Source organism: Streptomyces sp. NPDC015130 (assembly GCF_043080005.1).
GTDB lineage: Bacteria > Actinomycetota > Actinomycetes > Streptomycetales > Streptomycetaceae > Streptomyces.
The window spans coordinates 110,730-129,721 of the sequence record NZ_JBIBVC010000015.1; the positions used below are offsets into that span (position 1 = coordinate 110,730).

The 18,992-nt window shown below is 73.4% G+C and carries 15 protein-coding genes; 10 read left to right on the forward strand and 5 right to left on the reverse strand.

From position 1 onward, the window contains the following. The 3 genes from ACF08F_RS27795 to ACF08F_RS27805 all read left to right on the forward strand — a co-directional run bounded on the left by ACF08F_RS27795 (position 1) and on the right by ACF08F_RS27805 (position 3,546). Positions 1-1,011 carry a TIGR04222 domain-containing membrane protein gene (locus ACF08F_RS27795; RefSeq protein WP_392301243.1) on the forward strand — a complete coding sequence of 337 codons (1,011 nt, stop codon included), beginning with the start codon at positions 1-3 and terminating at the stop codon, positions 1,009-1,011. Between the two features lie 48 nt (positions 1,012-1,059). Next, positions 1,060-1,815, forward strand: a complete 756-nt coding sequence (locus ACF08F_RS27800) for a TIGR04222 domain-containing membrane protein (RefSeq protein ID WP_392301244.1) — start codon at positions 1,060-1,062, stop codon at positions 1,813-1,815. An 87-nt stretch (positions 1,816-1,902) separates the two neighbouring features. Beyond that, complete coding sequence (locus tag ACF08F_RS27805) at positions 1,903-3,546, forward strand: alpha/beta hydrolase (RefSeq protein WP_392301245.1); 1,644 nt, start codon at positions 1,903-1,905, stop codon at positions 3,544-3,546. Positions 3,547-3,612: 66 nt separating this feature from the next. Here the strand turns inward: ACF08F_RS27805 and hemQ are convergent, their stop codons facing one another. Next, a complete protein-coding gene (gene hemQ / locus ACF08F_RS27810; RefSeq protein WP_392301246.1) occupies positions 3,613-4,326 on the reverse strand; it encodes a hydrogen peroxide-dependent heme synthase in 714 nt (237 codons plus the stop codon). A 17-nt stretch (positions 4,327-4,343) separates the two neighbouring features. Further along, positions 4,344-5,807, reverse strand: coding sequence for a protoporphyrinogen oxidase (hemG, locus tag ACF08F_RS27815; RefSeq protein ID WP_392301247.1), 1,464 nt, complete (start codon positions 5,805-5,807; stop codon positions 4,344-4,346). A gap of 142 nt (positions 5,808-5,949) precedes the next feature. On the opposite strand from hemG, the gene ACF08F_RS27820 reads away from it, so the two are divergent. Both ACF08F_RS27820 and ACF08F_RS27825 read left to right on the forward strand, forming a co-directional pair. Beyond that, the gene (locus tag ACF08F_RS27820; protein WP_392301248.1) at positions 5,950-7,008 is read left to right on the forward strand and encodes a DUF4349 domain-containing protein; all 1,059 of its coding nucleotides are present in this window, start codon (positions 5,950-5,952) and stop codon (positions 7,006-7,008) included. Positions 7,009-7,017: 9 nt separating this feature from the next. After that, the gene (locus ACF08F_RS27825) at positions 7,018-8,391 is read left to right on the forward strand and encodes an FAD-dependent oxidoreductase (RefSeq protein ID WP_392301249.1); all 1,374 of its coding nucleotides are present in this window, start codon (positions 7,018-7,020) and stop codon (positions 8,389-8,391) included. A gap of 288 nt (positions 8,392-8,679) precedes the next feature. Here ACF08F_RS27825 and hemE read toward each other — a convergent pair whose 3' ends face one another. Further along, positions 8,680-9,756, reverse strand: a complete 1,077-nt coding sequence (hemE, locus tag ACF08F_RS27830) for a uroporphyrinogen decarboxylase (protein WP_392301250.1) — start codon at positions 9,754-9,756, stop codon at positions 8,680-8,682. A gap of 91 nt (positions 9,757-9,847) precedes the next feature. On the opposite strand from hemE, the gene ACF08F_RS27835 reads away from it, so the two are divergent. The 3 genes from ACF08F_RS27835 (at position 9,848) to ACF08F_RS27845 (ending at position 12,809) form a co-directional block, all read left to right on the forward strand. Beyond that, complete coding sequence (locus tag ACF08F_RS27835) at positions 9,848-10,549, forward strand: DUF3000 domain-containing protein (RefSeq protein ID WP_392301251.1); 702 nt, start codon at positions 9,848-9,850, stop codon at positions 10,547-10,549. Between the two features lie 229 nt (positions 10,550-10,778). Continuing rightward, entirely contained in the window at positions 10,779-11,444 is a 666-nt protein-coding gene (locus ACF08F_RS27840) for a response regulator transcription factor (RefSeq protein WP_017242457.1), read from the forward strand. Between the two features lie 81 nt (positions 11,445-11,525). After that, positions 11,526-12,809, forward strand: coding sequence for an HRDC domain-containing protein (locus ACF08F_RS27845; RefSeq protein ID WP_392301252.1), 1,284 nt, complete (start codon positions 11,526-11,528; stop codon positions 12,807-12,809). A 60-nt stretch (positions 12,810-12,869) separates the two neighbouring features. Here ACF08F_RS27845 and ACF08F_RS27850 read toward each other — a convergent pair whose 3' ends face one another. Further along, positions 12,870-14,075, reverse strand: coding sequence for an alpha/beta fold hydrolase (locus tag ACF08F_RS27850; RefSeq protein ID WP_392301253.1), 1,206 nt, complete (start codon positions 14,073-14,075; stop codon positions 12,870-12,872). 323 nt (positions 14,076-14,398) lie between these two features. On the opposite strand from ACF08F_RS27850, the gene ACF08F_RS27855 reads away from it, so the two are divergent. Further along, positions 14,399-15,613 carry a thiolase family protein gene (locus tag ACF08F_RS27855; protein ID WP_392301254.1) on the forward strand — a complete coding sequence of 405 codons (1,215 nt, stop codon included), beginning with the start codon at positions 14,399-14,401 and terminating at the stop codon, positions 15,611-15,613. Further along, positions 15,610-17,748 (forward strand): 3-hydroxyacyl-CoA dehydrogenase NAD-binding domain-containing protein, encoded by a 2,139-nt coding sequence (locus ACF08F_RS27860; RefSeq protein WP_392301255.1) that lies wholly within the window; start codon positions 15,610-15,612, stop codon positions 17,746-17,748. The genes ACF08F_RS27855 and ACF08F_RS27860 overlap by 4 nt, the downstream gene beginning before the upstream one ends. 118 nt (positions 17,749-17,866) lie before the next feature. On the opposite strand, the gene ACF08F_RS27865 is transcribed toward ACF08F_RS27860, so the two are convergent. Then, positions 17,867-18,949, reverse strand: a complete 1,083-nt coding sequence (locus ACF08F_RS27865; RefSeq protein ID WP_392301256.1) for a hypothetical protein — start codon at positions 18,947-18,949, stop codon at positions 17,867-17,869. Positions 18,950-18,992 lie beyond the last annotated feature (43 nt).

Below are 18,992 nucleotides of genomic sequence, written 5' to 3' on the forward strand. Positions count from 1 at the left end.
GTGAACACCCTGGTCGTCGTCTACTACGTGGCCGCCGCCGTGGCCGTCGTCCTGCTCGTCACCCGGGTCGTCCGCTCGCGCGGCGGCTCCGGCGGGCCGGTCCACGACCGGTACGAGGCCGCCTTCCTGAACGGCGGCCCGGCCCGGGTCGCCGACACCGCCCTCGCGGCCCTCCAGTACGACGGCCGGATCGCGATCGGCGGCCCCGGGATCGTCGCGGTCGTCCGGCCCGTCGCACACGACCCGGTGGAGCGCGCCGTGCTCGAGGAGCACGCGGCGGCCCCGCACGGGGCCCTGCACCACCTGCGGCTCGCCGTGATGCGGCACCCGGCGGTGCAGGAGATCGGGGACGGGCTCGCGGGGCGCGGACTGATCGTGGAGCCGTCGAGGCGACGCACCACCGTCGGCTGGTGCACCGGGATCGGTCTCACGGCCTTCTTCCTCTTCCCCGTCTCGGTCGCCCTCACGATGGTCGAACTCTCCACCGCGCCGGAGATGTCGGTGCCGTTCGTCGTGAAGGTGCTGCCCGCCCTGTTCGGCGCCGGGGTCGCCGCCATCGCGTGCGGGGCGGTCGCCGGGCGGCGGATCACCCCGGCCGGGCAGCGGGCCGTCTCCGCGTACGGGCGGGCCCACGGTCACCTCGCGGACGCCGGCCATCTCGTGGCGCTCTACGGGCTGCGGGGGCTGCCCGACCCGGTGCTGCAGGAGCAACTCCTGGCCGCCGCCCGGGTGTACGCGCCCCGGGGGCGCGGGCGGCGTCCCGCGGCCGGGCGCCGCCACCTCACCGACGACGCCTTCGCCGGGGTGCCCGCCGAGTGGTGCGCGGAGAACAGCTTCTGCGGCAGCGGCTCCTCCGGCGGGAACTCCGGTTCGTGCTCGTCCGGGTCCTGTTCCTCCGGTTCGTGCTCGGGCGGCGGGTCCGGCAGCTCCTGTTCGAGCTCCGGCGGCAGCTCGTGTTCCAGCTCCAGTTCCAGCGGGAGTTCGTGCTCCAGTTCCAGTTCCAGCGGCTGATCACCCATTCGAGTGGCGGGCCCGTCGTTCCTGTCGTAGAACTCGGACATGGTCTGGGTTCCGCTTCTCCTCGTGGCGTGCGTCGTGGCCGGCATCGGCTGCGCGCGGCTGTGCCGGGCCTCCCTCGCGGCGGCCCGGCCCCCGGCCCCGTCCACCGCCGGGAAGGACACGGAACTCACCGTCGTCGAAGCCGCCTACCTCGCCGGGGGTCCGTTCCGCGTCACCGACCTCACGCTCGTCACGATGCACCGGGAGCGGCGGCTGTTCCTCGCCCGCACCGGCTGGGCGACGGTCGTGGACTCCTCCGCCGACTCCCGGGACGAGTGGGAGAGCGCCGTGCTCGGTGCCATCGGGCCCGGCGGGCAGTCCCCGATCCCCGCGGTCCGTCCGGCGGTGGCCGCCGCCGGCGCGGTGCGGTCGCTCGCCCAGGGGCTCGTCGAGCGGGGGCTCGCCGTCTCCGACGCGGGCCGCCGGGAGTACGCGGCCGGGGTCCGGGCGGTGCGGGCCGCCTTCCTGCTCGCGCTGGCGCTCGGGACGGCGGCGGCGCTCCTCGTGCCGCCCGCCGAACGGACCCCGGTGCTCGCCGCGTTCTCGCTGCCGCTGCTCGGCTCGGGGCTCTGCCTGCTGATCGGCCTGGTCGAGGTGCACCCGTACTCCCGCTGGGCGTCCCCCGCCGGGCAGCGGCTGCTCTCCGGCCTCTCCCCCGCCGATCCGCTCACCGCGCTGGCGACGCGCGGCCCGGCCGTCCTGGAGCCCGAGCTCCGCGCGGCCCTCCGCGGACACGCTCCCGTGCGCCTGCCGTAGATCCTTTACTTCGCTCCGCCCTCGTGCCGACGATCTCCTCGTCCCCGCGCGCGCCCCACGCGCACGCGGTCACGAAGGGAAGCACCGATGCCCTCTCCCGCGCTGTACGGAGCCCTCAGCGCCCTCCTGTTCACCTCCCTCCCCCTGGCCTCCCCCCTCGCCCCCGCGTACGGCACCCCGGCCTCCGAGGCGCACGGCACCCTGCTCGCCGCCGGCCGGGCCGCCGCCGAGGGGATCGTCTTCGGCACCTGCCCGGCGGCCGAGAAGCTGCCGTCGTCCGTCGTGTGCGGCACGGTCCGCGTCCCGCTCGACTACGCGGACCCCGACGGGCCCAGCGTCCCGCTGACCGTCAGCCGCGTCCGGGCCTCGGGGCCCGCCGCCGGCCGGCAGGGCGCGCTCGTCCTCAACCCCGGGGGTCCCGGCGCCTCCTCGACGTACTTCCCGCTGGCCGCCGGACTCCCCGAGTGGCGGCGGATCTCCGCCGCGTACGACCTCGTGGGCTACACCCCCCGCGGGGTGGGCCGCTCGGCGCCGGTCTCCTGCCAGGACCCGGCGGACCGGGTCACGGGCCCGACCCCTGCGCCGAGCCGGCCGTCCGAGGTGTACAAGCGGGAGCGGGTCGCGCGGGCGAAGGCGTACGCGGAGGGCTGCGCGCGGCGGACGGGCCCGGCCCTGCGCCACTACCACTCGCTCAACAACGCCCGGGACCTGGAGGTCCTCCGGGCGGCGCTCGGCGAGCGCCGGCTCACGTACCTGGGGGCCTCGTACGGCACCTACATCGGCGGCGTGTACGCCACGCTCTTCCCGCACCGGGTGCGGCGGATGGTCCTCGACGCGCCGGTGGACCCGTCGCCCGGTCGGGTCTGGTACGCCAACAACCTCGCCCAGTCCGAGGCCTTCGAGCGCCGCTGGGCGGACTTCCGCACCTGGGTGGCGAAGCACGACGCGGTCTACGGGCTCGGGGGCACCGCGCGGGAGGTGGCCGCGAACTACGAGCGGGTGCGCGCCGAGCTGGCGGCGCGGCCGGCGGGCGGCCGGGTCGGTCCGGGCCAGCTGCACGGGGCGATGCTGGGGGCGGGCTACGACGACCGGTTGTGGCCGCTGCGGGCGGGCGCGCTCGCCACGTATCTGAAGGGCGACCCGGCACCGCTGATCGCCCAGGCGGCGCCCGAGGAGAAGCCGGGGCCGGACGCGGGCAACGGGCGTGCGGTGTACACGGCGGTGGAGTGCAACGACGCGCCCTGGCCGGAGGACTTCGCCGTCTGGGACCGGGACAACACGCTCCTCGCGGAACGGGCCCCGTTCGAGACCTGGGACAACGCGTGGCTGAACCTCCCCTGCGCGTACTGGAAGGCCCCGCGGCAGCGGCCGCTGGACGTGCGGACGGCTCCCGGGGTGCTGCCGCCGGTGCTGATCCTGGCGGCGGAGCGGGACGCGGCGGCCCCGTACGCGGGGGCCCTGGAGTTCCAGCGCCGGCTGCCGGGCGCGGCCCTGGTGACCGAGCGGGACGCGGGCACGCACGGTGTCGCGGGCGGGCCGAACGCGTGCGTGAACGGTTATCTGGAGCGCTATCTGCTCACGGGGGCGGTGCCCGGGGACGTCACGGGACCCGAGAACGTCCAGGAGAAGGCCCCGGAAATGACGCCGGTGCGGCGCGCGTCGTGCGCGCCGCACCCGGAGCCGGACCCGGTGTCGCTGGAGCGGCGGGCAACGAAGACGCCCGCCGTCTGATCTTCCGGGTCAAGGGGTGGCGCGCCCGGCCGGGAGCCGGGCCGCCACCAGGTTCGTACGGCCGTGTCAGGCCAGGCCCGCCACCAGGTCGGCGACGCTCTTGCGACGACCGGTGTAGAACGGGACCTCCTCGCGGACGTGCATCCGGGCCTCGGAGGCGCGCAGGTGGCGCATGAGGTCGACGATGCGGTGCAGCTCGTCGGCCTCGAAGGCGAGGATCCACTCGTAGTCGCCGAGCGAGAAGGAGGCGACCGTGTTGGCGCGGACGTCGGGGTAGCCGCGGGCCATCTTGCCGTGGTCGGCGAGCATGCGGCGACGGTCCTCGTCCGGCAGCAGGTACCAGTCGTAGGAGCGCACGAAGGGGTAGACCGAGATGTAGTCGCGCGGGTTCTCGTCGGCCAGGAAGGCCGGGATGTGCGACTTGTTGAACTCGGCGGGGCGGTGCAGCGCCATGTTGGACCAGACCGGCTCCAGGGCGCGGCCCAGCCGGGTGCGGCGGAAGAGGCTGTACGCCTCCTGGAGCTCGTCGCTCGTCTCGGCGTGCCACCAGATCATGACGTCGGCGTCGGCGCGCAGACCGGACAGGTCGTACGTGCCGCGGACGGTGATGTCCTTGGCGGCGAGCTGGTCGAACAGCTCCTGGACCTCGTCGGCGTAGCCGGCGCGGTCCTCGGGCAGAACATCGCGCAGCTTGAACACAGACCACAGGGTGTAGCGGATGACCTCGTTGAGGTCCTTCGCCTTCTTACCGGCGTTCGGCATCTTTTCGGGCGCACTCATACGCCTATTCTCGCCCGTCACGAGGAGTGCCCCGCACCGGGGTGGGTCCTTTTCGACGTGGCGATGATCTCCTCGGAGATCTCGTCGGCCGCGCGGTGGGCCGAGGCGATGCACGCGGGGATGCCGACGCCGTCGTACGCGGCGCCCGCGACCCGCAGTCCGGGCAGCTCCGCTACGGCCTCGCGGAGGCGGGCGACCCGGGTGAGATGGCCCACGGGGTACTGGGGCAGGCCGCCGGTCCAGCGGGTGACCGTGGTGGCGACGGGGCGCGCGGCGAGCCCGGTGGCGGCGGCGAGGTCCTTGAGGGAGGCGGCGACGAGGTCGGTGTCCTCACGGTGGAGCTGCTCCTCCTCGCCGTGGCGGCCGACGGAGGTGCGCAGCACGAAGAGGCCGGGGGCGCCGTCGGAGACCCAGCTCCACTTCTGGCTGGAGAAGGTGGAGGCCTTGACGGTGTGGCCGTCGACGGGGGGAACGAGGAAGCCCGAGCCCGGCAGGGCGGGGAGGTCGGTGCGGCGGAAGGCGAGCGTGACGAGGGCCATGGAGGCGTACTCGATGCCGGCGAGCTCGCCCGCGGCGGCGGGTGCGTGGTCGGCGAGGAGCGCGGCGGCGGGCCCGGCGGGGGTGGCGAGGACGACGGCGTCGGCGGTCAGGACCCGGTCCCCCGCGACGACCTGCCAGCCGGCCGGTCCGGTGCGGCGCAGGGCGGTGACGGGGGTGCGGGTGAGGATCTCGCCGCCGGCGGCGAGGATCGCCTCGGCGACGGCGCCGGGCAGGGTGCCGACCCCGCCCTCCACGCCGAGGAAGACGGAGCCGCCGAGGCCGGTGGCGGCGCCCGCCGCGTCGGCCGGGACGGCCGCTCCGGCCTGCTGGACGGCCCGGACGGCGGCGGTGAGCGTGGGGTGGCGGCGGGCGGCCTCGAAGAGGGCGGGGACGGCGGCCTTCATGGAGATGCGGTAGGCGTCGCCGGCGTAGACGCCGCCGAGGAGGGGTTCGACGAGCCGGTCGACGACCTCGTGGCCCATGCGTTCGGAGACGTACGCGCCGATGGCGACGTCCTCGCCGATCTCGGTGGGGGGCAGCTCGCGGTCGAGGCCGATGCGGCGGACGCCCTCCTCGGAGAGGAGCCCCTCGACCGCGTGGCCGTCGCCGGGGACGCCCATCACATGGCCCTTGGGCATGGGGGTGAGCTCGCCGCGGGACCAGACGGAGGCGGTGGTCGTGGCCGGTGCCTGGAGCCGGTCGCCGAGGCCGACGGCCCGGGCGAGGGCGACGGCCTCGGGGCGGCGGGCGAGCAGCGACTCGGCGCCGAGGTCCACGGGCGCGCCGGCGATCTCCCCGGCGAGGAGTTTGCCGCCGAGGCGGTCGCCCGCCTCCAGGAGGGTCACCCGGTGGCCGGCGGTGGCGAGCCGGTGGGCGGCCGCGAGTCCGGCGATTCCGCCTCCGGCGACGACGACGTGGGGTCCCGTGGTGTCCGCGTTCATGGGACCACTCTCTCAAATCACCCACGCGCTCCCGTTCCGAGGCCGGACCGTGACCGCATCGCTACCGCCGGAGGGAAACCGACACGGAGGGCCCCCACGTCCAAGGGGCATTCGACGCGCCATCCATCCCTGGGGGGATCTCATGAACAGAACACGCACGGCGGCACGGGGGCGGACGACGGCGGCCGCCGCGCTGCTGACGGCCTCGCTGGTCCTGACCGGCTGCGGCGCCGGCTCGATGGACGGGGCCGGCGACACCAAGAGCGACGTGAGCGCGGCGGACAGGGGTGTCCAGGCCGGGAAGGGAACGGGTGCCGGGGGCGCGGTCGACGCGGCGGCCCCGGGCGAGGCGCAGGCTTCCGCGAAGCCCGGCGCGCCGGCGGTCCGGCAGCAGCACGTCATCCGTACCGCCTCGCTCTCCGTGGAGGTCGAGGACGCGACGAAGGCCCTGGTCACGGCCCGCAGGGTGGCGGCGGGCGCGGGCGGACGGGTGGAGAACGAGTCGACGGAGCGGCTCGACGACGCGTACGTCACCTCGCACGTGGTGCTGCGGGTGCCGCAGGAGCAGTACGACGCGGTGCTCACCGAGCTGGCGGGCACCGGCAAGCTCCTGGCCCGCAAGGCCGACGCCAAGGACGTCACCGAGCAGGTCGTCGACGTGGAGAGCCGGATCGCCACCCAGCGGGCGAGCGTGGCGCGCGTACGGGCGCTGATGCAGCGGGCGGAGAAGCTGGCCGACGTGGTCACCCTGGAGGGCGAGCTGAGCCGCCGCCAGGCGGACCTGGAGTCGCTGCTCGCCCAGCAGTCCTCCCTGAAGGACCGGACGTCGCTGGCGACGATCACCCTCGAACTCACCGAGAAGCAGAAGCCCGGCGCCGGCGGGCAGGAGGACGAGGGCCGTCCCGGCTTCGGTGACGCGCTGAGCGGCGGTTGGAACGCGCTGGTGGGCGCGGCCGCCTGGGTCGTGGTCGTGCTGGCCGCGCTGGCTCCCTGGCTCGCGGTGGCGCTGGTCGCCTTCGCGGTGTGGCGCCGGCTGGTCCGCCCGCGCCTCGCGGCGCGCCCGGCGGCGGCTCCGGAGCCCCGGCCCCTGCCGGGGACGAACGCCGCGGGCGTGCCCCAGGCCCGCGAGATCCCCGAGAGCCCGGGGACTCCCGTGGCTCCCGGCGCTCTTCCCGGGACCTCGGACTCCTCCGAGAAGTAGTTTCTTCCCATGAGCGAAAGACTGGTGGTCATCGGGGGCGACGCGGCGGGCATGTCCGCCGCGTCGCAGGCGCGCAGGCTCAGGTCCGCCGGGGAGCTGGAGATCGTCGCCTTCGAGCGCGGTCACTTCTCCTCGTACTCGGCCTGCGGCATCCCGTACTGGGTCGGCGGGGACGTCGCCGCGCGGGGCGAGCTGATCGCCCGTTCCCCGGAGGAGCACCGGGAGCGGGACATCGATCTGCGGATGCGGACCGAGGTGACCGCGATCGACGTGTCCGGGCGGCGGGTCCTCTCCCGGGACCTCGACGCGGGTACGGAGGAGTGGACGGACTTCGACAAGCTGGTGATCGCGACCGGGGCCCGGCCGCTGCGTCCGCCGCTGCCGGGGATCGACGCGCCCGGGGTGCACGGCGTGCAGACCCTCGACGACGGGCAGGCGCTGCTCGACTCGCTGGAGCGGACACCGGGCCGGCGGGCCGTCGTGGTCGGCGCCGGCTACATCGGCGTGGAGATGGCGGAGGCGCTCCTGGCCCGCGGGTACGACGTGACGGTCCTGACCCGGGGCGAGCAGCCGATGGCGACGCTCGATCCGGACATGGGCCGGCTGGTGCACCGGGCGATGGACGGCCTGGGGATCACGACGGTCGTCTCGGCGGAGGTGACGAAGATCCTCACCGGCGCGGACGGGCGGGTGCGGGCGGTGGCGACGGCCGCCGCCGAGTACCCGGCGGACGTGGTGGTCCTGGGGACGGGTGTGGTGCCGGAGACCTCGCTCGCGCGGGCGGCCGGGCTGCCGCTGGGCGAGTACGGCGGGCTGCTGACCGATCTCGGGATGCGGGTGCGCGGCCACGAGGACATCTGGGCGGGCGGTGACTGCGTGGAGGTCCTGGACCTGGTCTCGGGCCGGGAGCGGCACGTGCCGCTGGGGACGCACGCGAACAAGCACGGCCAGGTCATCGGCGCGAACGTGGGCGGCGGCTACGCCACCTTCCCCGGTGTCGTGGGCACGGCGGTGTCGAAGGTGTGCGACCTGGAGATCGCGCGGACGGGCCTGCGGGAGAAGGACGCCCGGGAGGTGGGGCTGCGGTTCGTGACGGTGTCGGTGGAGTCGACGAGCCGGGCGGGCTACTACCCGGGGGCCGCGCCGATGACCGTGAAGATGCTGGCGGAGCGGCGTACGGGACGGCTGCTCGGCGTGCAGATCGTGGGGCGGGAGGGGGCGGCGAAGCGGGTGGACATCGCGGCGGTCGCGCTGACCGCGGGGATGACCGTGGAGGCGATGACGGCCCTGGACCTGGGGTACGCGCCACCGTTCTCCCCGGTGTGGGACCCGGTGCTGATCGCGGCCCGCAAGGCGACGGCGGCCGTCCACGCGGCGGGCTGACCCGCGACCGGCCCGGCCGCGTCAACCGCGCGGACGGCCCTCCGGACGCGCCCGCGCGGGCGTGCTGGACGTGGGACGCCGTCCACACGGGTCCACTCCCGTCGGACGGCGTCCGCGTATACGCGCTCGACATGAGACGCCGTCCGCGCGGGTGTGCTCGATGTGGGACGCCGTCCGCGCGGGTGTGCTCGACGTGGGACGCCGTCCGCACGGGTGTACTCCCGGTCGGACGGCGTCCGTGTGTGCGTGGTCGGCCTCGGGCGGCCGTCCGCGCATGCGTACTCGGTGTCAGACGGCCGTGCGCGTGTGCACGTAGTCGACGAGGCGCGTCAGCGCGTCCGGGTCCATCGACGGCATGACGCCGTGGCCCAGGTTGAAGACGTGACCCTCAAGACCCTTCGCGGCGGCGAGGACCTCGTCCGTCTTGGCCTCGACGACCTCGGTGGAGGCGAAGAGCACGGCCGGGTCCAGGTTGCCCTGGAGCGCCTTGCCGGGGCCGACGCGGCGGGCGGCCTCGTCGAGCGGGACGCGCCAGTCGACGCCGACGACGTCCGCGCCCGCCTCGCCCATGAGGCCGAGCAGCTCGCCCGTACCCACGCCGAAGTGGATGCGCGGGACGCCGTAGCCGGCGACCGCGTCGAAGACCTTCACGGAGGCCGGCATCACCGAGCGTCGGTAGTCGGCCGGGGCGAGGGCGCCCACCCAGGAGTCGAAGAGCTGTACGGCGGAGGCGCCGGCCTCGATCTGCACCTTGAGGAAGGCCGAGGTGATCTCGGCGAGGCGGTCGAGCAGGTCGGCCCAGAGCTGCGGGTCGCCGTACATCATCGCCTTGGTGCGCTCGTGGCTGCGCGACGGACCGCCCTCGACGAGGTAGCTCGCGAGGGTGAAAGGCGCGCCCGCGAAGCCGATGAGCGGAGTCTCGCCCAGCTCGGCGGTGAGCATCCCGATGGCCTCGGTGACGTAGTGGACGTCCTCGGGGGTCAGGTCGCGGAGCCGGTCCAGGTCGGCGCGGGTGCGGATCGGCTCGGCGACGACCGGGCCGACGCCGGGCTTGATGTCGAGGTCGAGGCCGATGGCCTTGAGCGGGACGACGATGTCGCTGAAGTAGATCGCCGCGTCGACCTTGTGGCGGCGCACCGGCTGCAGCGTGATCTCGGTGACCAGCTCGGGCCGCATGCACGACTCGAGCATCGGGATGCCCTCGCGGACCTTCAGGTACTCGGGGAGGGAGCGCCCGGCCTGCCGCATGAACCAGACGGGGGTGTGCGGCACGGGCTCGCGCCGGCATGCCCGGAGGAACGCGGAGTCGTACGTCCGCGACTGCTGCTTCGTCTGCTGGCCCTGCGGGCGGTCATTGGCACTCACGCCCAGAATCTTCGCATGTGGCGGGAAGCCGCTCGTGCGGGGCGGGTGTCCCTCCCCGCACAGAGCCCCCGTTCCGCCTACTCTTCCCCGCATGGCTGCGGCTCAGGGACATTTTTCCGATCATTCCGACGGCAAAAGAGGGACGGACGAGACAGCGGACAGTACGGAGACGGACCCGGTACCCCCCGCCTTCAGGCGTGCGGTGGAGGCGCTGCGATCGGCGCGACTGCGTTCCGAGATCGAGATCGACCCGACCAGGCCCCCGCAGCGCCTGGCTCCGTACGCGTACGCGGTCGAGGCGGCCGTCGTCGACGGTGAGGAGGACCTCGCGGACGGCCGGCTCGTCCTGCTGCACGATCCGGACGGCCACGAGGCCTGGAAGGGCACGTTCCGGCTGGTGACGCTCGTCCGGGCGGAGCTGGAGCCCGAGATGGCGGCGGACCCGCTGCTCCCCGAGGTGTGCTGGTCCTGGCTGACCGGGGCGCTGGAGGCGCGCGGGCTCGCGTACGGGGAGGCGAGCGGGACCGTCACGATGGCCGGCTCGCACTACTTCGGCGGGCTTGCGGACCGGAGGCCGGCGACGCAGATCGAGATCCGGGCCTCCTGGACGCCGCGCGAGGGCCTGGGCGGGGTGCCGGACACCGGGGCGCACCTGGCGGCCTGGTGCGATCTGCTGTGCCAGATCGCGGGGCTGCCTCCCGCGCCGACCGAGGCAGGAGCGGGCGCGACGGGGACGGTGACGGGCGCGGGGGTCGTCTCGCTGCCCCAGCGGCGGGGGCCCCAGCAGCCGTAGGAGCGGGTGCGGGACCCCTTTTCCAGGGCCTTCGGGAGGGGGTCCGCTCGTAGGATGATCGATCACGCGTCCGAATTGCCCTAATTGTTACTCACCAAATCGTGATCTTTCCCTAAAGGAGGGAGGTCCAGCTGCCGAAGGAACCAGTGACCCCTTCAGCAGCACGGGTTCGCCCCCGGCTTCATCCCCGAGCCGGCTCCGTCCCGCACCCTTCCCCCCAGGAGGCCTGGTGTCCGTTCTCCTCGAGCAGCCCGCAAGCCTGGTCGCCTACCGCCCGAACAAGCCGACGGCCATGGTCGTCGTGGCCGACCCGCGCGTCCGCTCCACCGTCACCCGCCACCTGTGGGCCCTCGGAGTACGCGACGTGATCGAGGCTTCGTCCATCGCGGAGGCACGTCCCCGCGTCGGCAACCCGCGCGACATCTGCGTTGCCGACGTCCACCTGCCCGACGGCAGCGGCCTGACCCTGCTGTCCGAGACCCGCGCCGCGGGCTGGCCCAACGGCCTCGCCCTCTCGGCCGCCGATGACATCGGCGCCGTGCGCAACGCCCTGGCGGGCGGCGTGAAGGGCTATGTCGTCACCGGTACCCGCACCAACATCGGCCACCCGACCCGGCCCGGAGCCGCACCCATCGGTTCCGCCGCCGCGCGCCTCGGCCACCGCCGCCCCCCGGGTGCCCCGAGCCACCCGGGCGGCTACCGCGAGCTCTCCGGCCGCGAGGTCGAGGTGCTCCGGCTCGTCGCGGAGGGCCAGTCGAACAAGGCGATCGGCGTCTCCATGGGCCTGTCCGCCCTCACCGTCAAGAGCCACCTCGCCCGCATCGCCCGCAAGCTGGGCACCGGCGACCGCGCCGGCATGGTCGCGGTGGCCCTGCGGACGGGCATCATCCACTGACACGAGGCCGAGGGACGGCAGGCGCCTGTCGACGGAACGTTCCGTCGACAGGCGCCTGCCGTTCACCGATACCCTTGACAGGTGACCGACGCCCAAGAGACCGCAGCAGACACAGCACTGCGCACCACCGGGGGCGGCCCCCCGGACGACGACGTCCCTGCGAATGGGCTTCCGATCCCGTTGCTGGAGCCCCGCGAGGGGATTCCGCCCGTCGTCGAGACCGAGGACGCCCTCGCCGAGGTGATCGCCGCCTTCGCGGCCGGAACCGGCCCCGTGGCGGTGGACGCCGAGCGCGCCTCCGGCTACCGCTACGGGCAGCGCGCCTATCTCGTCCAGCTCCGCCGCGAGGGCGCGGGCACCGCGCTCATCGACCCCGTGGGCTGCCCCGACCTGTCGGGGCTCGGCGAGGCGCTCGCCGGGACCGAGTGGATCCTGCACGCCGCGACCCAGGACCTTCCGTGCCTGCGCGACATAGGCATGCTCCCCACCTCGCTCTTCGACACCGAGCTGGCCGGACGGCTCGCGGGCTTCCCGCGCGTCGGCCTCGGCGCGATGGTCGAGTCCGTCCTCGGCTACGCCCTGGAGAAGGGGCACTCCGCCGTCGACTGGTCCACCCGCCCGCTGCCGGAGCCCTGGCTGCGGTACGCGGCCCTGGACGTCGAGCTGCTCGTCGACCTGCGCGACGCGCTGGAGAAGGAGCTCGACCGGCAGGGGAAGCTGGAGTGGGCGCACCAGGAGTTCGACGCGATCGCCTCCGCCCCGCCCGCCCCGCCGCGCAAGGACCCGTGGCGCCGCACCTCCGGCATGCACAAGGTGCGCCGCCGCCGGCAGATGGCGGTCGTACGGGAGCTGTGGACGGCCCGTGACAAGGTCGCCCAGCGCCGGGACGTCTCCCCGGGCAAGGTGCTGAGCGACGCGGCCATCGTCGAGGCGGCGCTCGCGGTGCCGGTGAACGTGGCCGCGCTCACCACGCTGCCCGGCTTCGGCAACCGCATGGGCCGTCGCCAGCTGGAGCAGTGGCAGGCCGCCGTGGACCGGGCCAGGGCCCTGCCCGAGAGCGAGCTCCCCCAGCCGGGCGCGCAGGTCGCCGGCCCGCCTCCGCCCCGTGCCTGGGCGGACAAGGACCCGGTCGCGGCGGCCCGTCTCGCGGCGGCCCGCACGGCGGTCTCGGCGCTCGCGGAGGAGCTGAACCTCCCCCAGGAGAACCTGATCACCCCGGACACGGTCCGCCGCGTCTGCTGGGAGCCCCCGGCCCCGGCCGACGCGGACTCCGTCGCCGCCGCCCTGGCGGGCCACGGAGCCCGACCCTGGCAGGTCGGGCTCGTGACGCCGCTGCTCGTCGAGGCGCTGGCCGCGGAGTCCTGAGCCGACGGCCCGGAGGTCCGTACGACGGAGCCTCACCAGCGGGTCCTCACGACGGGGTCCTCACTCCTCCAGCAGGGTGAGGGCCCCGTCCGCGTCCCGGTCGTAGCTTCCCCTGTGCGCGCCCTCGACCTTGCTGTTCTTCAGCCACGCCTCGGACATGGCGTGCACCAGCTTGGCCTGGTGCTCCCAGAGCAGTTGGTGGCCCGCGCAAGAGATCCGGAACATCAGCTTCTTTTTCCCGGGAATCCTCCGGTAGAGCTCGGGCGTCGAGAAGTAGGTCAGTCCCAGGTCCGGCGAGGTGTTGACGATCGAGTCGTGCTCCCCGTACACGATGCACACGGGCACTTTGTCGCCGAGGACCTTGTGCAGCTTCACGGTGGTGGAGTTCCAGCCCCACCAGAAGGAGTTCCGGATCCGGTTCAGCCCCTCCGGGGAGCCGGGCACCTTGCCGCCCCAGGTGGCGCCGATGGGGTCGGCCGCCATCATCGCCTTCCACGCCTCGCCGAGCATGGCGGGCTCGCGCTGGTCGGGACACTTCAGGTCCCTCTGCCAGGAGTTTTCGAGGCCGCCCTTGGTGCCCACCGTCATCGGAAAGTCGAAGGCGCCCTCGGGAAGGGACACCGGCATGGGCTGCGGGGCGTCGAAGTCGGTCCCGTCCTTGCTCTCCCTGCCGTTCGGCGGGAAGATCGGCGCCGCCAGGAAGAGGCTCTTCACCTTGCCGGGGTTCTTGATGGCGTAGGGCCCGAGCTGCTGGGCCCCCGCGGAGTAGCCGATGAGGTCCAGCTTCGTGACGCCGGCGCGGTCGAGGACGAAGTCGACGACGGCTCCGACCTCGTCCCAGTCGCTCTGCGAGTTGTTCAGCTGCTTCGCGTAATCCACCGGGCCGGTGTAGACCGAGGCGTTCGGGTTCGGGACGAGGAGTCCGCGCTGGGACGGGGCCGGGCTGACGTTGCGGTGGTCGTGCATCGTCGGCCGCGTGGACAGGCCGGAGCCCTGCAGCTCCATCACGTACACGTCGTGGCCGGCCTTCGCCAGCGCCGCGGCCCAGCTGTACTCCTTGTACGGGAGGTCGAAGACCGCCACGCCCGCGACACTGCGGCCGTGCAGCATCAGGACGGGCCGACGCGGACCGCCACCGTGGGAGGTGGCCTTGTGCTCCCGGACGAAGAGCTTGACCTTGTCGCCTTCGTTCGCCGGAATCGTCGAGATGTGATCCACGTAGAGATCGGTGACGGTGGATACCGCCTGGGTGACCGTGGCCGCCATGGGTGCTCCGTTTCACTCGGATCCGGCCCGGGGCGGGCGCCCCGGGCGCGGCCAGGTTCCGCCCGGGCGGCCGCCGGACCGGGCCGACATGACCGGGCCCCTCGGGCAGCCGACCCGATCGGGTACCGCGAGCGCGCCGATCGGTCGGGCGTACGCGGGGGGCGCGCGGGGATTTCGGCGGCGGGCGCGGGATGTGACCTTCGCCGCTTGGGCCCCAAGGACTGGGCAGCTTGGTTACCCACAAGTAGCATGGGGGAAGCAAGCGCACGCTTAGGTGTGCGTCGCAGCAGCAGTGCCATCCCGCACCCTGGAGGAGAGCCATCGTGCCTCGTAGCGTCAGGGACGTCGTCTTCGTCGACGGCGTCCGCACCCCGTTCGGCAAGGCGGGCCCGAAGGGCATCTACCACGAGACCCGCGCCGACGACCTCGTCGTCAAGGCCATCCGGGAGCTGCTGCGCCGCAACCCCGGCCTCGACCCCGCGAAGATCGACGAGGTCGCCATCGCCGCGACCACGCAGATCGGCGACCAGGGCCTGACCCTCGGCCGTACGGCGGGCATCCTCGCCGGGCTGCCGCAGTCCGTGCCCGGCTACTCGATCGACCGCATGTGCGCCGGTGCCCTCACCGCCGTGACGAGCGTCGCCGGTTCCATCGCCTTCGGCGCGTACGACGCCGTCATCGCCGGTGGTGTCGAGCACATGGGCCGTCACCCCATGGGCGAGGGCGTCGACCCCAACCCGCGCTTCGTCAGCGAGAAGCTGGTCGACGAGTCCGCCCTGTTCATGGGCATGACCGCCGAGAACCTGCACGACCGCTACCCCAGCATCACCAAGCAGCGCGCCGACGAGTACGCCGTGCGCTCGCAGGAGAAGGCCGCCAAGGCCTACGCGGACAACAAGATCCAGCCCGACCTGGTGCCGATCTCCGTCCGCCGCACCAACGCCGAGGCCGGCGAGACCGGCTGGGGCCTGGTCACCGCCGACGAGCCGATGCGTCCGGGCACCACCCTGGAGTCGCTGGCCAACCTGAAGACGCCGTTCCGCGTCCACGGCAACGTCACCGCGGGCAACGCGGCCGGTCTCAACGACGGCGCCACCGCCTCGATCATCGCCTCCGAGGACTTCGCCCGCGAGCACGACCTCCCGGTGAAGATGCGCCTCGTCTCGTACGCCTTCGCCGGCGTCGAGCCCGAGGTCATGGGCTACGGCCCGATCCCGGCCACCGAGAAGGCGCTCGCCCAGGCGGGTCTGTCCATCGAGGACATCGGCCTCTTCGAGATCAACGAGGCCTTCGCCGTCCAGGTGCTGGCCTTCCTCGAGCACTACGGCATCGCCGACGACGACGCCCGCGTCAACCAGTACGGCGGCGCCATCGCGTACGGCCACCCGCTCGCCTCCTCCGGCGTCCGTCTGATGACGCAGCTGGCCCGCCAGTTCGAGGAGAACCCGCAGGTCCGCTACGGCCTCAACACCATGTGCGTCGGCTTCGGCATGGGCGCGACGGTCATCTGGGAAAACCCCCACTGGGAGGGCAAGTGAGCACCACCGCCGAGCTTCTGAAGGGCGCCGCCGCGCTCTTCCCCGACGAGGTCGTCACGAGCGCCCACGTACGGCACTTCGAACTGCCCGCCGGTGCGGGTCGGTTCGCCCTGATCACGCTGGACAACGGCTTCGACCACACCAAGCCGACCACCTTCGGCCCGCAGTCGCTCGCCAACCTGAACACGGCGATCGACCAGGTCGAGGCCGAGGCCGCGAACGGTGAGATCGTCGGCGCCGGCATCACCGGCAAGCCGTTCATCTTCGCCGTCGGCGCCGACCTCAAGGGCGTCGAGCTGCTGAAGCAGCACGACGAGGCCCTGGCCATCGGCAAGGGCGGCCACGACGTCTTCAAGCGTCTGTCCGCGCTCGCCGTGCCGACCTTCGCGTACTACAACGGCGCCGCCATGGGCGGTGGCGTCGAGGTCGGTCTGCACTGCACCTACCGCACCGTGTCGAAGGCCCTGCCGGCCTTCTCGCTGCCCGAGGTCTTCCTCGGCCTGGTGCCCGGCTGGGGCGGCTGCGCGATCCTGCCGAACCTCATCGGCGCCGAGAAGGCCGTCTCGGTCATCATCGAGAACTCGCTGAACCAGAACCGCCAGCTCAAGGGCAAGCAGGTCTTCGAGCTCGGCATCGCCGACGCGCTGTTCGAGGGTGCCGACTTCCTGGAGCAGTCGCTCATCTGGACGGCCTCCGTCCTGAACGGCTCCGTCACCGTAGAGCGCCCCGAGATCGACCGCGGCGAGGGCTGGGACCAGGCCGTCGCCAAGGGCCGCGCCATCGCCGACTCCAAGGTGCACGGCGCCGCCCCGGCCGCCTACCGCGCCCTCGACATCATCGAGGCCGCCAAGGACGGGGACCTGCAGAAGGGCTTCGACGCCGAGGACCAGGCCCTCGCGGACCTGATCATGGGCGGCGAGCTCCGCTCCGGCATCTACGCCTTCAACCTGGTGCAGAAGCGCGGCAAGCGCCCCGCCGGTGCCCCGGACAAGTCGCTGGCCCGCCCGGTCACCAAGGTCGGTGTCGTCGGCGCCGGTCTGATGGCCTCCCAGCTCGCCCTGCTCTTCCTGCGCCGCCTCGAGGTGCCGGTCGTCCTGACCGACATCGACCAGGAGCGCGTCGACAAGGGTGTGGGCTACGTCCACGCCGAGATCGAGAAGCTGCTCGGCAAGGGCCGCATCAACCAGGACAAGGCCAACCGTCTCAAGGGCCTGGTCTCCGGTGTCCTGGACAAGGCCGAGGGCTTCGCCGACGCGGACTTCATCATCGAGGCCGTGTTCGAGGAGATGTCCGTCAAGCAGAAGGTGTTCGCGGAGGTCGAGGCGGTCGCCCCGGCGCACGCGATCCTCGCCACCAACACCTCCTCGCTGTCGGTCTCCGAGATGGCGTCGAAGCTCCAGCACCCGGAGCGCGTGGTCGGCTTCCACTTCTTCAACCCGGTCGCGATCCTCCCGCTCCTGGAGATCGTCCGCGGCGAGCAGACGGACGACGCCTCGCTGGCCACCGCGTTCGGTGTCGCCAAGAAGCTGAAGAAGACCGCGGTCCTGACGAAGGACGCCCCGGCGTTCGTCGTGAACCGCATCCTGACCCGCTTCATGGGCGAGATCCAGAACGTCATCGACGAGGGCACGTCGGTCGAGACCGCCGAGAAGGCGATCGAGCCGCTCGGCCTGCCGATGTCCCCGCTGGTCCTCCTGGAGCTCGTCGGCCCGGCGATCGGTCTGCACGTCTCCGAGACCCTGAACCGCGCCTTCCCGGAGCGCTTCGTCGTCTCCCCCAACCTGAAGGCGGTCGTCGAGGCCGGCAAGCGCGGCTTCTACGTCTACAAGCCGGAGAACGGCTTCAAGCCGGAGCTCGACCCCGAGGTCGCCGCGCTCCTCGTCCAGGGCGACTCCGTCCTGACCGAGCAGCAGGTCCGCGACCGCGTCCTCGACGCGGTGGCGCAGGAGATCGGCCTGATGCTGGAGGAGGGTGTCGTCGCCGAGGCGCAGGACATCGACCTCTGCCTCATCACGGGCGCGGGCTGGCCCTTCCACCTGGGCGGCATCACGCCGTACCTGGACCGTGAGGGCGTCTCCGAGCGCGTCAACGGCAAGCGTTTCCTGGCGCAGGGCGTGGCGAGCATCCCGGCGTAACACCGGAGCCACCCCCGCAGGGCGTAGGTGAACGGCCCCGGCACCTGAAGAAGGTGCCGGGGCCGTTCCGTGTGCCTCGAAAGGTACCGCGAGGGGCGCCGGTGGGCTCGGCGCCGGCTCAGCGCACGGGGCGCCAGCCCTCCAGCAGGAGGCCGTCGGCCGCCGCCTTCTGGCGCGTCGTCACCAGCGTCCCCCCGCCGGCCAGGGCCATCGCGACCAGACGGCCGTCGAGGCCCCGGGTGAGGACCGTGGTCAGCTGCCCGCGCGGCTCGCCGGTCTCCGACCAGCGGGCGCCCACCTCCTCCTGCTCGCTCGGGTAGGCGGCGAGGGCGAGCCGGCCGTCCGCCGTCTGCTGGGCGAGGACCGTGCAGTCGAAGCCGTCGATCAGGCAGCGGGTCGCCGAGAGCCGTCCCGAACCGACCGCGTCGGCGAGGCGCGTCGGCGCCAGACCGCGGCCCGGGGACCAGGCGCGGACCCCGCCGTCCTTGTCGCAGTAGTAGAGCGTCACGTGCCCGGACGGGCCGGTCACCGCGGCGAGCGTGCCGAAGGTGACCTCGGCGGGCACGACGTCCTGGCGCACGGGCTTGGCGCCCGACTCCTCCTGGACGTAGCGGAGGAGGCCCTTCGCGGTCGCCGTGAGGAGCTCGACGCGCCCCTCGCCGTTGACCGCCGCGACCGGGGACGGATCGGTGCCCGAGCCGTGCAGGTCCCACCAGGGGTGCCAGCCGCCCGCGTCCTTCTGCGCCCGGACGCTCAGCCCGCCGCCGCCGTTCCGCACGAAGGCGTACGCACGGCCCTGGGCGTCCACCGCGACGGCCGGGTTGCCGGTCCACGGCCCCTTGCCGTTCGAGTGCCCCACGGAGCGCCACGCCACGGCCGGACGGCCCGTCTGGAACTGGACGCTGTGCACCAGCTCGACGTGTCCCTCGTCCCCGGCGGTGGGCCGCAGGCCGACCAGGTGGACGTAGCGGTCGGCGCCCTGGCCGACCGCCAGGAACGGCGTCAGACCGTCGCCGCCGAGCGAGACCGGGCCGCTCCAGCCGCCGCCGGGCTCCTCGGTCCAGCGCACCACCTCGCCGTCCCGGGGCAGATAGACGCTGAACCGTCCCTCCTCCCCTCTGGTCAGCCAGCTGCCCTGGAGGAGAGGGGCGGAAGGGGAGCCGTGGGCAGAGGCTGTGGGGGCCTCGGATCGATTCGCCATGGGGGGATCCAGCGCTCCGGTCGTCGGGAGGAGTTCGGGTACG

What these genes read in the sequence shown, in the direction of transcription:
- ACF08F_RS27865 (WP_392301256.1), bottom strand. Translation starts at nt 18,949, where the DNA reads ATGGCGAATCGATCCGAGGCCCCCACAGCCTCTGCCCACGGCTCCCCT.
- ACF08F_RS27850 (WP_392301253.1), bottom strand. Translation starts at nt 14,075, where the DNA reads ATGGCGGCCACGGTCACCCAGGCGGTATCCACCGTCACCGATCTCTAC.
- ACF08F_RS27825 (WP_392301249.1), top strand. Translation starts at nt 7,018, where the DNA reads ATGAGCGAAAGACTGGTGGTCATCGGGGGCGACGCGGCGGGCATGTCC.
- ACF08F_RS27805 (WP_392301245.1), top strand. Translation starts at nt 1,903, where the DNA reads ATGCCCTCTCCCGCGCTGTACGGAGCCCTCAGCGCCCTCCTGTTCACC.
- ACF08F_RS27820 (WP_392301248.1), top strand. Translation starts at nt 5,950, where the DNA reads ATGAACAGAACACGCACGGCGGCACGGGGGCGGACGACGGCGGCCGCC.
- hemQ (WP_392301246.1), bottom strand. Translation starts at nt 4,326, where the DNA reads ATGAGTGCGCCCGAAAAGATGCCGAACGCCGGTAAGAAGGCGAAGGAC.
- hemG (WP_392301247.1), bottom strand. Translation starts at nt 5,807, where the DNA reads ATGAACGCGGACACCACGGGACCCCACGTCGTCGTCGCCGGAGGCGGA.
- ACF08F_RS27800 (WP_392301244.1), top strand. Translation starts at nt 1,060, where the DNA reads ATGGTCTGGGTTCCGCTTCTCCTCGTGGCGTGCGTCGTGGCCGGCATC.
- ACF08F_RS27835 (WP_392301251.1), top strand. Translation starts at nt 9,848, where the DNA reads ATGGCTGCGGCTCAGGGACATTTTTCCGATCATTCCGACGGCAAAAGA.